Origin of the sequence: Halomonas sp. SH5A2 (assembly GCF_014263395.1) — a bacterium.
Taxonomy (GTDB): domain Bacteria; phylum Pseudomonadota; class Gammaproteobacteria; order Pseudomonadales; family Halomonadaceae; genus Vreelandella.
The window spans coordinates 2,699,747-2,716,581 of the sequence record NZ_CP058321.1; the positions used below are offsets into that span (position 1 = coordinate 2,699,747).

At 55.7% G+C, this 16,835-nt stretch carries 15 protein-coding genes; 11 read left to right on the forward strand and 4 right to left on the reverse strand.

What is annotated here, in order from left to right; translation table 11 throughout:
- Positions 1-280 precede the first annotated feature (280 nt).
- On the forward strand, positions 281-478 hold the full coding sequence (locus HXW73_RS12670) for a CsbD family protein (RefSeq protein WP_085918181.1): 198 nt from the start codon (positions 281-283) through the stop codon (positions 476-478).
- 116 nt (positions 479-594) lie between these two features.
- Positions 595-1,092 (forward strand): PRC-barrel domain-containing protein, encoded by a 498-nt coding sequence (locus HXW73_RS12675; protein WP_186253440.1) that lies wholly within the window; start codon positions 595-597, stop codon positions 1,090-1,092.
- Between the two features lie 85 nt (positions 1,093-1,177).
- Here HXW73_RS12675 and HXW73_RS12680 read toward each other — a convergent pair whose 3' ends face one another.
- Positions 1,178-2,173, reverse strand: a complete 996-nt coding sequence (locus tag HXW73_RS12680; RefSeq protein WP_186253441.1) for a glutathione S-transferase family protein — start codon at positions 2,171-2,173, stop codon at positions 1,178-1,180.
- A gap of 75 nt (positions 2,174-2,248) precedes the next feature.
- The gene (locus HXW73_RS12685) at positions 2,249-3,163 is read right to left on the reverse strand and encodes a LysR family transcriptional regulator (RefSeq protein ID WP_186253442.1); all 915 of its coding nucleotides are present in this window, start codon (positions 3,161-3,163) and stop codon (positions 2,249-2,251) included.
- A gap of 485 nt (positions 3,164-3,648) precedes the next feature.
- Between HXW73_RS12685 and HXW73_RS12690 the strand changes: the two genes are divergently transcribed.
- Positions 3,649-5,355, forward strand: coding sequence for a peptidoglycan DD-metalloendopeptidase family protein (locus tag HXW73_RS12690; protein WP_186253443.1), 1,707 nt, complete (start codon positions 3,649-3,651; stop codon positions 5,353-5,355).
- Positions 5,356-5,434: 79 nt separating this feature from the next.
- On the opposite strand, the gene HXW73_RS12695 is transcribed toward HXW73_RS12690, so the two are convergent.
- The gene (locus tag HXW73_RS12695; RefSeq protein ID WP_186253444.1) at positions 5,435-7,069 is read right to left on the reverse strand and encodes a L,D-transpeptidase family protein; all 1,635 of its coding nucleotides are present in this window, start codon (positions 7,067-7,069) and stop codon (positions 5,435-5,437) included.
- Between the two features lie 122 nt (positions 7,070-7,191).
- On the opposite strand from HXW73_RS12695, the gene HXW73_RS12700 reads away from it, so the two are divergent.
- From HXW73_RS12700 to HXW73_RS12735, 8 genes are all read left to right on the forward strand, one after another.
- Positions 7,192-7,914 carry a murein L,D-transpeptidase catalytic domain family protein gene (locus tag HXW73_RS12700; RefSeq protein ID WP_186253445.1) on the forward strand — a complete coding sequence of 241 codons (723 nt, stop codon included), beginning with the start codon at positions 7,192-7,194 and terminating at the stop codon, positions 7,912-7,914.
- A 26-nt stretch (positions 7,915-7,940) separates the two neighbouring features.
- Positions 7,941-8,987 carry a patatin-like phospholipase family protein gene (locus HXW73_RS12705; RefSeq protein WP_186253446.1) on the forward strand — a complete coding sequence of 349 codons (1,047 nt, stop codon included), beginning with the start codon at positions 7,941-7,943 and terminating at the stop codon, positions 8,985-8,987.
- A 289-nt stretch (positions 8,988-9,276) separates the two neighbouring features.
- Positions 9,277-10,629 (forward strand): NarK family nitrate/nitrite MFS transporter, encoded by a 1,353-nt coding sequence (locus tag HXW73_RS12710; RefSeq protein WP_186253447.1) that lies wholly within the window; start codon positions 9,277-9,279, stop codon positions 10,627-10,629.
- Positions 10,630-10,696: 67 nt separating this feature from the next.
- The gene (locus tag HXW73_RS12715; protein ID WP_186253448.1) at positions 10,697-11,959 is read left to right on the forward strand and encodes a nitrate regulatory protein; all 1,263 of its coding nucleotides are present in this window, start codon (positions 10,697-10,699) and stop codon (positions 11,957-11,959) included.
- Positions 11,960-12,058: 99 nt separating this feature from the next.
- A complete protein-coding gene (locus HXW73_RS12720) occupies positions 12,059-12,745 on the forward strand; it encodes an SDR family oxidoreductase (RefSeq protein WP_186253449.1) in 687 nt (228 codons plus the stop codon).
- Between the two features lie 142 nt (positions 12,746-12,887).
- The gene (locus tag HXW73_RS12725; RefSeq protein ID WP_186253450.1) at positions 12,888-13,880 is read left to right on the forward strand and encodes an LLM class flavin-dependent oxidoreductase; all 993 of its coding nucleotides are present in this window, start codon (positions 12,888-12,890) and stop codon (positions 13,878-13,880) included.
- A gap of 75 nt (positions 13,881-13,955) precedes the next feature.
- A complete protein-coding gene (locus tag HXW73_RS12730) occupies positions 13,956-14,450 on the forward strand; it encodes a GNAT family N-acetyltransferase (RefSeq protein WP_186253451.1) in 495 nt (164 codons plus the stop codon).
- A 113-nt stretch (positions 14,451-14,563) separates the two neighbouring features.
- Positions 14,564-16,222 (forward strand): sensor domain-containing diguanylate cyclase, encoded by a 1,659-nt coding sequence (locus tag HXW73_RS12735; protein ID WP_186253452.1) that lies wholly within the window; start codon positions 14,564-14,566, stop codon positions 16,220-16,222.
- Here HXW73_RS12735 and HXW73_RS12740 read toward each other — a convergent pair.
- Positions 16,213-16,776: a DUF1415 domain-containing protein gene (locus HXW73_RS12740; RefSeq protein ID WP_186253453.1), complete on the reverse strand. Its 564-nt coding sequence runs from the start codon at positions 16,774-16,776 to the stop codon at positions 16,213-16,215. The genes HXW73_RS12735 and HXW73_RS12740 overlap by 10 nt on opposite strands.
- Positions 16,777-16,835: the final 59 nt, after the last annotated feature.

The following is a 16,835-nucleotide window of genomic DNA, read 5'->3' on the forward strand; positions in this document are numbered from 1 at the left end:
CATCTTCACAGCAGTCAACATCTGGCGTTGGCAAGATGTTCCAGCAAACGTTGCTTCGTAGGGAGCGGTTCTTGTGAACGACTCACAACTACGCAGGCAAACGCTTATCGTCGTGATGGTGGGGTCAGCACATGCGAGGAGTGCGCATGCTAACACTGCCACGGGTGCCTGACCAGTCATTCCAGTGTTTTTTTCGTTCACTTCCTCCTTGCACCATGCCATATTTCGTCTAGCCTGATGGGTGCCTTATCAATTTCATGGCACCTCAAGGAGTGATTCGATGAACTGGGATCAAGTCGAAGGAAGATGGACCGAAGTGAAAGGCAAAGCACGCGCCAGTTGGGGCGAAATTACCGACGATGAGCTCGACCAGATCGCCGGCAAACGTGACCAACTGGTGGGCAAGCTGCAACAAAAATATGGCTTGGAAAAGGAAGAAGCCGAGCGCAAGGCGGACGATTGGGCCAACTCCCTGTAACGGCTCAACGCGCAATATATTCTGCAATACCCCCTCTCAATATTCTGTTACCTGTCGCGTAGTCGATACAGGTGCCCAATCAGATATTGAGGTTCGTAGCCACAAGGAGAGATGCTATGCATAAGTCAATCATTACCACTGCCGTAAGCGCAGCCCTACTCAGCGGTGTTGCCTTCAATGCCAACGCCGCGACAGACGAGCCCCAAGGTATGTATTCCGCCGATGACATCATGGATGCTGATGTCTATCTTGAAGGCGATACCAACGAAGATATTGGTGACGTCGACGATATTCTGCTGAATGAAGACATGCAGGTCAGTGCTCTGGTCGTCGAAAGCGGTTCTATCCTTGGCTTGGGCGGTCGCGAAATAGTCGTCGACACCGATTACTTCAGCCTGGAAACCGATACTGACGGTGACGATACCGAGCATCGTGTCCTCATCAGCGCCTCAGAAGAGGAAGTAAAATCTTTCCCCACTTATGACCGGGACTGGTGGGAACAGACCAAGGCAAATGCCCGCGATGCTTGGCAAAGCACCGAAGAGGGTGTTCAAAGTGCCTGGCAAACAACCCGCGAGGCCATTGATCCTGACGAAGAAATCAACGAAGAGTAAATCTTGGACTGATATCGTAAGTTCCCTTTCTGGAACAACGGGAAAAAGCCACCGTCAGGTGGCTTTTTGGTTTCCAACCGTCTGATCAGGCCTTGCGGCGTATCCCCTTCCCCGGCAACCGCTCGCGATCATGCGGACGATCAAAATCCAACGCCGGCCCAACCGGAACGATGCGAGTGGGGTTGATGGTGTCGTGACTGTAATAATAGTGGCGTTTGATGTGGTCCATATTAACCGTTTCAGCCACCCCCGGCCACTGATAGATCTCGCGCACGTAGTTGGCAAGATTGGGAAAGTCTTCTATACGCTTCACGTTGCACTTGAAGTGGCCGTAATACACCGCATCGAAACGTATCAAGGTGGTAAACAACCGAATATCCGCCTCGGTTAACCACTCGCCCACCAGGTAACGATGTTGTGCTAGACGCTTCTCCATACGTTCCAACGCATCGAACAGCGCCTGCACATGTTTTTCGTATACGTGCTGTTCGGTAGCAAAACCTGACTTGTAAACACCGTTATTAATGTGGTCATAAACGTCGGCATTGACCTCATCAATGACATCGCGCAAGTCGTCGGGGTAGAAATCCAGGTCATTGCCGGTCAGGTCGTCAAAGGCGCCATTGAGTATACGCACCAGGTCAGCCGATTCATTATTAACAATCGCGTTACGCTGCTTGTCCCAAAGAACGGGGACGGTAACGCGCCCGGTGTAGTGGGGATCGGTCATTGTATAAAGCTGGCGATGAAACTCGACCCCATTGACAGGATCGCCGCTGGCACCTTCGTCTTGATGGTACGTCCACCCCTGATCGAGCATTAACGGGCTGACGTGGGAAGTACCGATAACCGACTCAAGCCCTTTGAGGGCTCGCATGATCAATGTACGGTGCGCCCAGGGACAGGCAAGCGACACATACAGATGATAACGATTCATTTCAGCCGGGTAACAATTACCTTCAACAACGGGATGATCACCCACCCAGTCACGCAGCTGGGCCGATTCGCGGACGAACTCGCCTCCATGTTTCTTTGTGTCGTACCACTGATCGTGCCATTCGCCGTCAATCAACAGCCCCATGGTGCATCTCCTCAAAGCGTTAGCGTCGACTCAGCATACGCTTGGGACCACGCGACTCAAGCGGATGTTTTAGCGCTATTCATTCGATGCAATCGAATCCTCAAAGGCGCACTCACGCACGGCCTGGCGTAGCGCCGCGGCCATGGCATGCGCCGCCGGCCCCGCCCTGTCCTGATCGCGAAAAATCAATTGAATGGGAACTTCCCGAATACTGCCCGCTGCCAGTGGAAGCGGCTTGAGCTGACCGTCACGGAGCTCTTGTTCAATGCGCGTTTCCGGCATCCATGCAAAGCCGAGACCACGCTTAAGCATATCGAGCGAGGTATTCAGGTGGCTAACCGTCCAGCGCTGTTCGGCTTTCAACCAGCCAGCGTTAGTCGATTGGCGAAGCGCGGAATCCCGGACGACTAGCTGACGGTGCTGGGCAAGGTCTCGCAGATCCAGCGACCTACCCAACCGATGAAGCGCATGGGTGGGATGGGCGACGGCAACAAACTTCACCATGACCAACGGCTCCCCAAGAAACCCTTGCGCTTCAATACCCGATATCACCAAATCCGCGCGGCCATCGTATAGCATTTCAATGCCGCCATTTAACACACTTTCAAACAGCTGTACCCGCACCTGGGGATAAGTTTCAGAAAAACGCTCTAGCGCTTTTGCCTGGGCCGCCGCGGGAAACACCTGGTCGATCGCGAGCACGACTTCCGCCTCCAGTCCCGCTGCCAACCGCGAGGCCACGTCTTCCAGCGACTCGGAACTTTCAATCAGTTGACGAGCCCGGCGCAGGAGTAACTCACCGGCCTCCGTCAGGCGGACCTGGCGCCCTACGGGCTCAAGCACCTGAACCCCTAACTGTTCTTCCAGTTTATGTACCGCGTGGTTTAACGTTGAGGGGCTTTTATGCACGGCCTCGGCGGCCCGAGCAAACCCTCCATGGTCAACCACGGCGGCTAGCATCTGCCACTGTGCAAGTGTTACCCGAGACATTTCGATTTCCCCGACGCAAAACAGCGAAACAATCGCCAAACTTTCGATAAATCCATAGTGCCAGCTTATGGCCCGGATTACCGTAACCCGAACCAACTATTCTGCAAGACCCGCCATGCTGACGATACCTGCAGTCGTGCAGGACCTCTTCCGGGAGATTTTAGCGCCAACATTGTTAGACATTACTTATATAGATGCTTTACAAAAAGCCAAATACGTCTATGCTTTTCTAGCTAAGCACACGGAAGTTCGCAAAAATTTTCAACCTATACAGCCTATAATAAGGATGTTTATCGCCTACCGTTACATTTGTTAGCAAACAGCGTTCAAAAATAGTAGGATTCGTGATGTTCTTGCGCAATTTAGCGTAAGTTCCCTTTATGTATAGATATACAGTCTAGGCACCCCCGCTAACATGGGTTATTGTTCATGGGTTTATTCACTTTTGTTACATTAAAATCACGAACTCGGCGGTCTATTTACCCATGTTGCGAATCCTTCATTCGCTGCCCCGCACGCATAAATTGTTATTGTTACCGGTAGCCACTATGGTTACGGTGCTGGGCACACAAAAATTGTTAACGACATATAACGAACTGAATCAACCCGATGCTCCAATGGAGAGCGTTCTGGTCCCCCTTCCAAGCGATTCTACCCCGGGTGTTCCCACCCTAGGTAACGAACGCACTCCTGTAGCCGCTGCCATCGACCGCGCCTCCCGCGCCCTTGATGCAACTCGCGAGAACATTCCGCTGAGCGACTTGAAAGCGACCGAAATTGTGAATTTGGACGTTATTGATGGCGCGGAAGCCGATGTCAATCTACGCACTGCAAGCGTGCTGACACCCGCGTCCAGCGTACTCAGTGCTTCAGACACAAGTACGGCAAATGACGTAATTCTTAATGATGGCGCGCTGCACATGGCCGTTGTGATCGGCACGTTGACCAGCGGCATGCTGGATGTCGACCACGAGTCATCTACCCAGATAGCCGACGCCACCTCCTATGAAGATTACGGCGCTGAGCTGTTTGGCGATGTGTCGTTCCTTGATTTGGAAATAGCCGCAGAAGAGCCGTTTGTACCCCAGTGGGAAACCCATATCGTTGAGTCGGGCGAAACCTTTGCCGTTCTGGCCCAGAACCAATTAGGCCTAGGTTACAGCGAAGTCCTGACGCTACTTGACGATGTACCCGATCCCAAAATGCTGACCCAATGGCGTGCAGGCCACAGCTTCGACTACCAGCTTGACGAAGATGGTCGCCTGCTATCGCTGCGGATGATGAAAAATACCCGTGATGGCGTATTGATTGAACGCGAAGACGACCAGTACGCCATTAACAGCATTGAGCGCAAAGGCGAGCCGGTTCAACGCCTTTACGCGGGCACCGTCAGCGGTAGCTTTGCCCGCTCTGCCCAGTCGACGGGCCTTAACAGCAGTTCTGTCACGGCATTGACCCAACTGCTCCAGAAAAAACTCGATTTTCGCCGCGACAGCCGTCGCGGCGATCGTTTTCAGGTGCTCGTCGAATCTGACATGATTGAAGGCGAAACGCTTGACTCGCGCGTGCTGGCGGTTAAATACCAGGGCGAACGCATGGATTTAACCGTGGTACGCAATGCGACCGACGATAAATTTTATACGCCGGAAGGCGGTAGTCTGGATCCGGCGTTCGCACGCCGACCCTTTGAAGGCAGCTACCGCCTGAGTTCAAACTTCAACCCGCAGCGCAAGCACCCGGTCACCGGGCGCATCAGCCCGCATAACGGTACCGACTTTGCCATGCCGATTGGCACGCCCATTACGGCACCCGCTGCTGGCCGAGTCGAGAAGGTTGCCAACCATTACGCCGCCGGACGCTACATTGTCGTTCGTCACGACAACGGCTACCGCACCCGCTATTTACATCTTTCAAAGCCTCTGGTCAGCCAGGGTGAGCGGATCGAAATGGGCGAGCGCATTGCGCTATCGGGCAACACCGGCCGCAGCACTGGCCCGCATCTGCACTACGAAGTCATCGTCAACAATTCGCCGGTCAACGCGATGACCGTTGAGTTGCCTGAGAACACCAGCCTGGATGGCGATACTCTCATCGCGTTTCAGCGCCAGGCCGAGCCCATACTGGCGGCACTGGATAGCGGTGAAACCGGCACGATCAGCCTGGTCGGCAACACATCAGAAGACGACGAATAACCCTCTCGTTCCAGCAAAAAAGCGCCACACAAGTGGCGCTTTTTTTATGCTTCCAAAAAACTGGCCGCTTACGCGGTCATTAGCCTGACAGTCGCACGGATTGGCTTAGTGCCGACTCCACGGCTGCGTCGTGACCGTAAATATCCGGCCGAAACTCGACCTCACCCTCAGCATTCGGCCAGGCCGTCAAATAATGCAACGCAATGGGCACGCGACGCGGCAAGCTGAGCTGCCGGTCGCTTTTACTACTCGCCACCAAGCTCGACACCTGCGCCGAACTGCCGGTATCTTCCAGCAACAACTGGGCAAACTGGGTGACACCCTCCACCCTGACGCAGCCTGAACTCAGCGCGCGCTGTTGCCGCTGAAAAAGCCCCTGGGCAGGCGTATCGTGCAGATAGATCATATGGTTATTGGGAAAGCGCACAACGATGCTGCCTAACGGGTTCGCGCTACCCGCCACCTGACGCAGCATGACACTGCCCGGTCGCTGCCAGTCGACATCCTCAGCATTAACCGGGTTGCCGTCAAAATCAACCACCTGGATATTTTCCTCGGCTAGATAGCCCACGTCTTCACGAACACGCGGCAATACGTCCTCACGCATAATAGTCGGCGGAATGGTCCAGCTTGGATTTAACGTTAGATGGGTAATCGCCGATTGAATCACCGGCGTTGCACGCTGGGGCGAACCGACTACGACGCGGGTTTGCCAATGCTCGCCGCCTGGCCGCGTGTAATGCAACCGGTAACCGGCCAGGTCGACCCACACCCTCGGCCCATCGTCCGGCTGAGATCCCATCCAGCGCGCACGCTCAAGATTCACCTTGAGCTGTTCGACCCGCGATGACATCGGGACGTTAAGCGCGCGACGGGTTTGCTCGCCGACCACACCATCTTCCTGAAGCATATGGCGCCGTTGAAAACGTTTGACGGCCGCCGCAAGCTGAGCGTCAAACTGGCGTTGATCAGGGGTATCGACATCTATCTGCGGGTACGCCTGGGGGTTAGCCGCCAACAGGTGCGGCTCGCCCCAGTGTGTCAGTCGCCGACGCAGCGTCAAAACATCGTCATGCTGATCGCCAGGTCGTAGCGATTCGTCGCGACGGTCGAGGTAAGGCACACTCGACTGCAATGACCGCGATTGGAAATCAATAAACGCAGCCCTTAGCCGACGGTACGCTGATGAGTCCGGGCGTGCCTGGTCAAGCGCCGCCGCAATATCCATCTGATTCACGGCATTGACCACCGCCCTCATCGAGTAACCTCGCGACGGCCGATCGGCATCCCATTGAGCGCTCAACTGGCGGGGGTTGACCTGGCCACGATTCAGATGATCAAGCGCTTGCAATAGCGCCTGGCTCGCCTGCAATTCAAACGCCACCTGGGCAGACGCCCCGCCTGCCTGGCTGCGCTCAAACGCCTCCATGAGCGATGCTACCGCGTAGTTCTCGGGGTTTATGCCGTCTTGCTCAAGCTCATTGAGCCCTGCTACAAGCGCTTCAACGCTTGCGGCCGTGGTCCATACTGGCTGGTAATTGCGGTATTGATAGAAGCGCTCAATCGGTAACCGTTGTTCGCTTGCCGTCAAACGCACTTCCAGTGCGTCGCTTATGGGTGTCGCGATGTCGGCACTAGCGCTACTCACCGCACCTACGCTCAGGCAAAGCGCCACCCCTACCGCCCATCGTTTTAATGGCTGCCGCTCGTTCATTGCCCTCTCCTTGCGTTATTATCGCCGTCCCAATAATGTACGTACTTGTTATCATAGCGGGTTAGAGACTGCCTAACCCCGTTCTACTTTCAGTATGGACTCATCTTTCAGGATGGACTTATATGGTGCCATTTTTTTCGCTTCGTGCCTGGCTTATTTGCCTGCCTGCCACGTTATTGTCATTGCCGATCCATGCCTCCAGTTTTTTTAGCCACATCGATAGCGCACCGCCCAATGGCATTCTGCCGTTAAACCATCAACTGCTTCAGCTCGCGCCAGGCGCCAGCCCGGACGCGCTACGCCTCGCTGCTCAGGCGCTCAACTGTCGCGACCCTCATGCCGAGCGTTTAGCAGTGATCGATTACTCACTACCGTCAACCGAACCACGGCTGTGGGTATTCGATCTGGCCCAGCACGAGCTGATGTTCCAAGAACTGGTCTCTCACGGCCAAGGCTCGGGGGATGCCCTGGCGGAGACGTTTTCCAATATCCCCAATAGCCACCAATCCAGCATCGGGCTGTTTAAAACGATGAACAGTTACTACGGACGCAATGGCTATTCATTGCGCCTGGAGGGCTTGGAGGCCAACGTTAACGACAACGCCTACGAACGGGCCATCGTGATCCATGGTGCCGACTACGTCAGCGAAGCCTTTATCGATCAAACAGGCCGACTGGGGCGCAGCCACGGCTGCCCCGCGGTTCGTGAAGAAGTCACCTACCCCTTAATCGACAGCTTAAAAGACGAACACTATGTGTTCGCCTACTACCCTGACCAAGAATGGGTAGCGACCTCCCAAGTGATCAACTGCCCCAACGCGCCGTCGCTTGCCCACCGTTTTTAAACGCCATATACCCAGGAGGCAAGCCGATGGCTCAACCCAAATCGTTAGACCTGGCATTACAGGGCGGTGGTTCTCACGGCGCCTACACCTGGGGCGTCATTGACCGCTTGCTGGCGGACTCACGGGTCGAGATCGAAGGTATCAGCGGCACCAGTGCCGGTGCGATGAACGGCGTGGTCATGGCCGATGCACTCACCCGGGGCGATAAAGAAACCGCCCGCGAGGCCTTGCACGATTTCTGGCGAGCCGTTAGCCGAGCGGGTATGGCAAGCCCTATCCGTCGCTCGCCGCTGGACAAGCTGACCGGTAACTGGAGTCTAGAACACTCGCCAGGCTATATCGCCATGGACCTGATGAGCCGGCTGGTCTCGCCCTATCAGTTCAATCCCCTCAACGTGAATCCCCTGCGTGAAATTGTTGGCGAACGGATCGACTTTGAGCGGGTCCGCCGCTGCGAAAAGCTCAAACTGTTTGTCACTGCCACTAATGTCCGTACCGGCAAGCAGCGGGTCTTTCGCCGGCATGAGATGAGCCTTGATGCGGTCATGGCCTCCGCCTGCCTGCCGTTTGTGTTTCAAGCGGTCGAAATTGATGGGGAAGCCTATTGGGATGGCGGCTATATGGGCAACCCGGCGCTATTCCCGCTGATGGAGGAATGTAGCGCACGCGATATTCTGCTCGTGCAGATCAACCCCATTCGCCGCGACGCCTTACCTACCACGGCATCAGCTATCATGAACCGCCTTAACGAAATCACCTTCAATTCGGCGCTGATCAAAGAAGTGCGCATGATCGCCATGCTTAAGCAGGTTCTTGACGCCCAGGGCATCGAGAACTGCTACCAGCAGGCATTGTTCCACCGCATCAGCGGTGAAGGTTCGTTACTGCCACTGTCGGTATCCAGCAAGCTTAATGCCGAATGGCCCTTTCTATGCCACCTGTTTGAACAGGGCCATGCCGCCGCCGACCGCTGGCTGGAAGATAACATCGACGCGCTCGGCGAACGCTCCACGCTGGATATCGACGACGTCTATTTGGATGAAAGCTCGGCGCCTTCTGCAGCACCAAACTAAGCCAACACAGGTGCACTGATGCCCAATAATGCAGCATCAGTGCAATGCAAATCTCCCGCCCCCGTTATCAAATAAATAGCAAATCACTGATTAATATAAAAAAATATAACAATGGCAACCACTTTGCATAATCAGAAGCAGTGGTGGTAGGCGTGGACCAGGCCCAAGCGGGTACGAGTGCGTCGAACCTGACCTTCAATGAAGAAGGCATGTTCTCGTGAACCGATGACGCTGCGTGTTTCACGCGCAGGGTATTGAACTCGTAACAGAACCCGTGAGAGGCCATCCCATGGATATTCGCAACAAAGCCAACCGCATTCGATTGCTCAATTTTTCCACGCCACAAATGCGTGCCTTCCATTTTTCGTGGTTTGCTTTCCATCTCTGCTTTTTTGGCTGGTTCGGTATTGCACCACTCATGGCAGTGGTACGTGAAGACCTAGCCCTCACCCAGACCCAGATCGGCAATACCATCATCGCCTCGGTCGCGATCACCGTGATTGTCCGCCTGGTGATCGGTGTACTGTGCGACCGCCTAGGGCCACGCAAAACCTATTCCGGCTTGTTGCTGCTAGGCTCGATACCGGTGATGGCCATTGGCCTTGCCGATAGCTTTGAAACTTTTCTGCTTGCGCGTCTGGCAATTGGTGCCATCGGCGCATCGTTTGTTATCACCCAGTACCATACTTCCATCATGTTTGCGCCTAACGTGGTCGGTACCGCCAATGCTACCAGTGCAGGTTGGGGTAACCTGGGCGGCGGTACGACCCAGATCGTCATGCCGTTGATATTTGCCGGTATGTTGATGCTCGGGGTCAATGAGGCGTTGGGCTGGCGGTTGGCCATGGTTGTGCCGGGCGTTGTACTGTTCTTCACCGGCATTGCCTATTGGCTATTTACCCAGGATGCCCCCGACGGCAACTTTGACGAGCTACGCGCTCGCGGCGAGCTACCGCCTGCCAGCGGCGAAAACGGCGCGCTACAAAGCTTTACCGTAGCGGCAAAGGATATTCGCGTGTGGGCCCTGTTTGTCGTGTATGGGATTTGTTTTGGCGTGGAACTGACGATCAACAACATCGCCGCCATCTACTTTTTTGATAATTTTGACCTGACACTTGCCACCGCAGGCCTGATTGCCGGCCTGTTTGGCTTGATGAATATCTTTGCACGTACGCTGGGCGGCATATTTTCCGATCTTTTTGCCAAACATGGCGGCTTGAAGGGACGTGTACGCTGGTTACTGGTCGCCCTCATTTGTGAAGGCATCGCCCTGATCGCTTTTTCACAGATGCATGTACTGAGCCTGGCGATTGGTATCATGCTGGTGTTCAGCCTATTTGTGCAGATGGCCGAAGGCGCTACCTACGGGGTGGTCCCCTTCATCAATAAAAAAGCCCTGGGCGCGGTCGCCGGTATTGTGGGCGCGGGCGGCAACGTTGGCGCCGTGTCTGCCGCCTTCCTGTTCCGCAGTGAAAGCCTGACCTATCAGCAAGGCCTCTTCTACCTGGGGTTAGCCGTCCTTGCCTTGGCCTCATGCGTACTGCTGGTTCGCTTCACCGATGCGCAAGAAGCCGAAGAGGCAGCCGCCTACCGAGAAGCGGTAGGCGACGATACCGGGGCGGGTGCCCTATCGTTACGCTAAACGACGCCAATTGCGCACTTCCAGGGAAGTGCGCAATCAATGGCGGTGAGCACAAAGGAAACGGATTATGTCTTCAGCTCAACAGCTACTGTTAACCGCCAAACGCTGCGATATCGATAACCTGACCCATCTGGCGACAACGTGCGACATTGTCGGCGATATCAGCCACTTCATTCACATGCTGCAGCGTGAGCGGGGCGCGTCGACGATTTTTCTGGTGTCCCAGGGCGCTCGCTTTAAAGAACGCCGCGCGACTTACCTTCAGTACAGCCAGGATGCCGAAGCGCTGATGCGCCGTCGCCTCGAGGCATTAAGCCAGGAAGCTCGACCCCAGGCCGCCGCGCGCCTGCTGCGTCGGATTGCAACGGTATGGGCGGCGCTGGATGAACTCAGCGCGCTGCGCCACGCCATTGATACCTTTGCCATTACGCCCGACGCGGCAACTCAGGCCTTCAATCAACTGACCAGCGGGCTGCTGGCGATTGTCTTTGAAGCAGCCGACACAGCTGTCGACCCCGATATCACCCGCGCCCTGGTCGCCATTTTCCATTTAATGCAGGGCAAAGAATTGGCAGGTCAGGAACGCGCATGCGGTGCCTTTGGTTTTACCCAGGGGTATTTTGACGACGCCCATAGCGCAATGCTTGGCCAACTGATCAACGATCAACAGCGCTGCTTTGATACCTTTGAGGAATTCGCTTCCCCAGAAGCACAGCAGCACTGGCAGGAGGAGTTGTCGCCGCGCACGCTCTCAGGCATCAGTCATTTGCGCGATATTGCCCGTCAGCGAGCCTCGCATCCTGATACATCGGATTCGCTGGGTGAAACCTGGTATGAGCTCACCACGCTGCGCATCGACAGCATTAAAAACGTGGAAGATGCCTTCAACGCTCAACTGACCGCGCTGTGTCATAGCAAGATTCATCAAGCCAACGCCGCGCTGGAAAAAGCCAAAACAGAGCCTTGCAATAATTCGCCGGCGCCTTGCGAGCAACTGCTGGCCCTGAGCAGCGGTGAACCCTTGGGAGATTTGACTGCCAATGCGCTAAATTCGCCCCTGGGCCGATCACTCATCGAATTGACCCAGGCGCAATCAAGTCGTTTACAGGGGCTTAGCGACGAGCTGGAGAATACGCGCAAAGCCCTGCGCGAACGCAAGCTGATCGAACGGGCGAAAGGCCTCATCATGGCCCACCAGGACATGACAGAAGAACAAGCGTACCGATTTTTGCGCACCACCTCGATGAACCAAAGCAAAAGCATGGCAGACATGGCGCAGTCGATTCTCGACCTATCGACCATCCTTAAGCGCAAAGAAGCAGAGGATTAACGCCTCGCCTTTTTCGTTCGCAGGCTTACAATTTGCACAACGGCGCTCAATTAGCCATGCTAAGTGAGATGTGATGGTTAATCGTATGGAGTGCAGAGGATGCAACGAAACGTATTACTGATTACCGGGGCCTCCAGCGGAATTGGCGCTGCCACCGCACGAGCGGCCGCCCGTGAAGGCTACAAACTGGTACTGGCCGCCCGCTCAATAGACAAGCTCACCGCGCTTGCCCAGGAGCTTGGGCCCGAAAATGTGCTGACCTGCGAATTGGATGTCACCCAGATGGACGAGCAGCGCGCCATGGTCGACGAAGCGCTGGAAACCTTTGGCAGGATTGATGCCGTCTTTGCCAACGCAGGTTGTGGCGGTTCACCGGGCGGCTTCAGCGGCGCCGACCATGAACGTTGGCAGGAAATGATTTTGACTAACGTATACGGTGTGGGTTTAACCCTCCAGGCGTGCTTACCAGCGCTCAAACGTAGCAAGGGCCATGTGCTGTTAACCGGCTCAGCCGCAGGCCGTGCAACCATTCCAGGCTCCATGTACAGCGCAACCAAGTGGGCCGTTACTGGCATCGGCTATAACCTGCGCGAGGAGCTACGCGGTACCGGCATGCGGGTAACGCTGATTGAGCCCGGCATGGTCGATACACCGTTCTTCGACGAACCACCCGAGCATGCGCTGGAAGACCGCGATATTGCCAATGCGGTCATTTACGCGCTATCACAGCCTGCCCATGTCGACGTCAACGAAATTCTGATTCGCCCTACCCCGCCAACGGAATAATGTGATTTGCCGATACCCCGCCTTGTAATTCATCGATGCTGGCCGCATAACCATTAATTAACAAGCGTGCTAATGACTTGTTCGACGCCCATGCGTCGACGTTTCATTAGCGCGCCCCATATTCCGGCCTTATAGGTGATGCATGAGCGCACTCGCGTCGACCGCGCTATCCGTACTGGACCTTGCCCCGATTCGTCAGGGCGGCAGCGCTGCCGAAACCTTTCAAGACAGCGTTTCTCTCGCCCAGCGAACCGAGCAACTAGGTTATCAGCGCTACTGGCTGGCTGAGCACCACAACATAGATGGCATCGCAAGCGCCGCGACCGCGGTGCTGATTGGTCATATTGCCGGGCAAACCTCGCGTATTCGGGTAGGTAGCGGGGGCATCATGTTGCCCAATCACCCACCACTGGTGGTCGCCGAGCAGTTTGGCACACTGGAAACCCTCTACCCCGGGCGCATCGACCTGGGCCTGGGGCGTGCGCCGGGCTCGGATGGCGCGACCATGCAGGCGATGCGCCGCCATGCCCACGCTGGCGTGGAGGACTTCCCGGCTCAGCTAAACGAGCTGCGTGGCTATCTTGGCGACGCTTCGCCTCACCAGCGGGTAAAAGCAGTGCCCGGCCAGGGCACCCACGTACCGATATGGCTGCTGGGCTCCAGTGGCTTTAGCGCCCAATTGGCCGCCAAACTTGGCCTGCCCTTTGCTTTCGCCGCGCAGTTTGCGCCTGGCTATCTGTTTGAAGCGCTGCGCCTGTACCGTGAGAACTTCCAGCCCTCGGCGCATCTGGATGCGCCCTATGCCACCGTCGGGTTGCCCGTCATTGCCGCGGAAAGCGACTCCATGGCGGAATACCTGGCGACCACGGCCCAGCAGAAATTTCTCAACCTGATCCGCGGCAAGCCAACGGTGTCGCTGCCTCCGGTTGAGCAGCTTGACTGGTCGCCCATGGAGCGCGCCCAGGTCGAGCAGTTTCTGGGCGCAGCAATCATTGGTGGCCCCGACACGGTCAAAGCCAAGCTTATCGACTTCCAGGAACGCACAGGGGCCAATGAGCTGATGATCAACAGTGACTTCTATGACCATCAGGATCGGCTAAGAAGTTATCAGATTGTTGCCGAGGCGGCTCAATAACTGCCTATAATGGCTGGCAGTCTTGCACAGCGGCTGCCAACATCGATTTAACCAAAATGATCAGGTATCAGGACCATGTCTGCGTTCACTTACTCTCCTATGTCACGCGCTGACTTCATGGCGTTCTGGCCAACCTTTCAAGACATTGTGGCGGCTCAGGAAACCTATGCCATCGAGCCAGATATCTCCGCTGACGACGCCTACCAGTTATGGTGCCAAACACCCCGCGCAACGCTTGCCGTCAAGGATGAAACAGGCACGCTCCTCGGCACTTATTATTTAAAAGCCAATGCAGCCGGGCCAGGTGACCATGTCTGCAACTGCGGTTATATGGTGGCCCCCGCCGCGCGAGGCAAAGGCGTCGCCCGGGGAATGTGTGAGCATTCACAGCAGCTGGCTCGCGAGCTGGGTTTCAGCGCCATGCAGTTCAATGCGGTTGTGTGTACCAACGAGATCGCAGTGGCACTCTGGCAGCGCCTGGGGTTCGCCATTGTGGGCACGGTGCCTAACGCTTACCGTCATGCCCGCCTTGGCGAGGTCGATACCTACGTCATGCATAAAACCCTTTAAGCTCGGCGTAAAAAATCTCCCACGTCAATCGCAATGATGTGGGTTGCCCACCAGCATCCTTCATGGTTGGATAGCGGTTATTATTGATCACCCCTTCCCCACGAGATGCCGGAATGCCCGACAATGCCCTGCGGCTAAACGATATATCCCTTCGTACGCGCTTTACGCTACTCGCTGTTGCCTTGGTGTTTGGCATGACCCTACTGCTTGGATGGGTCGCCGCTCGGCAGTCAGCTGATCAGTTGGAAGCCAATATCGGCGCCTCTACGGCAGAATCGGCCTATCAGATGGTCGATAAACTGGACCGCAGCATGGATGCCCGCATCAAAGAAGTGAAGTTGCTGTTGGGCATTGAATCACTAACCGACGGCACCGATAACGATACCCTCCGCGCTCAATTAGAAACGCTGCAGGATAATTACAACGTGGTGTCATGGATTGGCTTTATCGACCCCGACGGCGTCGTGCAAGCCGCCACCGGTGGCATATTGGAAGGCACTTCCATTGCTCAACGCCCGGTCTTTCAAAACGGGCGCGACGGCATGTGGATTGGAGATGTTCACGACGCGGTGCTGCTGTCGCAGTTATTACCCAACCCCTACGGCGAAGCGATAAAGTTTGTCGATATCGCAACCCCTGTCTACGCCCGGGATGACATATTTTTGGGCGTGCTGGCCGTTCACCTTAGCTGGGAATGGGCCGAGTACATTCAACGTGCGATGTTCTCACCTGCGCAACAGCACCAGGGCACCGAAATGCTGTTACTGGCGGCCGATGGCACGGTCTTGCTCGGGCCGGACGATATGCTGGGACAGCCTGTGCCAGGTATATCCACTCCGGCCTCTCAGGCCAACGCCAAGCCTTCATGGGCCATTGAAACATGGCCTGACGGCCAACGTTATGTAACCGGCACGGCACTTAGCCAAGGCTATGAAGACTTTCCCAGCTTGGGATGGGTAGCCGTCAGCCGTCAGCCGGTTGAACAGGCGTTTGCTCCCGTTGAGCGTCTAAAACGTGTGATTATGGGCATCGGCGTGCTATTGGCCATACTCTTTGCAGTCATTGGCTGGCGTGTTGCGTCACGGCTAACGGCCCCTTTAACCCGTCTGTCTCACGCCGCAGACACTATTCATGATGCCAGCCAACCCACCAATGAGATTCCCCTGGAAACAGGTTCGCCGGAACTGATGCGCCTCTCCACGTCAATGCGCAACATGGTAGGACGCTTGCTCGACCAAAACCGCACTATTCGCCGTCTTGAAGATATCGCTAATAGCGACCCGCTGACCGGGTTGCCAAACCGCGCCTTCCTTGATCGTTATCTGTCACACGCTCTGCCCGAGGCCGAGCGCCAGCAGCAAAGTATTGCGTTGGTATTTATTGATCTGGACGGCTTCAAAGAAGTGAATGATGAGTTGGGACATCATGCTGGCGACCTGCTGTTAATCGACATCGCCAATCGTTTGCAGGAGGTGCTCCGGGCCAGCGATGTCGTCGCTCGATGGGGTGGTGACGAATTCGTCATGGCCTTGAAAGCACCCACAGACCAATTGCCGGGGCTAATCCAGGCGATAAGCGAGCGGTTGCTTGCCTCCATTTCTCAACCCGTATCGTTGCCCGAGCATCAAGCAGTGACGGTCAGCTGCAGCCTGGGTGCCGCGTGGTGGCCAGAGCACAGCCGTGACATCAAAGACGTCATGCAGTTTGCCGATGCGGCGTTGTATGTTGCCAAGCAGCAAGGCAAACATCGGCTGGTGATTCATCAACCCTGAGTATCGAGGCGGCAACTGTGTTGCCAACACTGCTCCACGGCCTCAATACCCATGCCGTTCAGCAGGGCCACATTACGCTCGGGAATCGCATCGGTATCGCCGTAAAACGCAATCGCCTTTTCGACGCTCTCTTCACGCAGCAGATGCACCATGGGGTAGGGAGAGCGATTGGTATAGTTAGCGGCGTCTTCAGCATCCGCGTCTTCGAAACAGTAATCCGGATGAAACGATGCGAGCTGATAGATCCCTTCGTACCCTTGATCGATCAGGATGCTTTCAGCGAGCTCAACAAAATCCAGATAATGGTCAAAGCTTTTAAACAGCGTGGGAAATACCAACAGGGTGGTTTCTGTTTCCGGATGCGCGTCTAGCCAGTGCACCTCCACCATCAGTTCTTCCAGCGCTACTTCAATTTTTTTAGAACGCACCACTTCAACGCGAACCGCATCCCGCGCCAGCTCGCGACTGGCAAACGGGCATATATCGTTGGCCACAATAAAGCGTTTCACCCAGTTCAACGTCTGTGCAATAACCGTATTATCTGCATCTTGCATGCCTGCTCCCCGTCCCTCTCGGTTGTCTCGCCGATGCCAACCATCGCCGACAGCGCAAC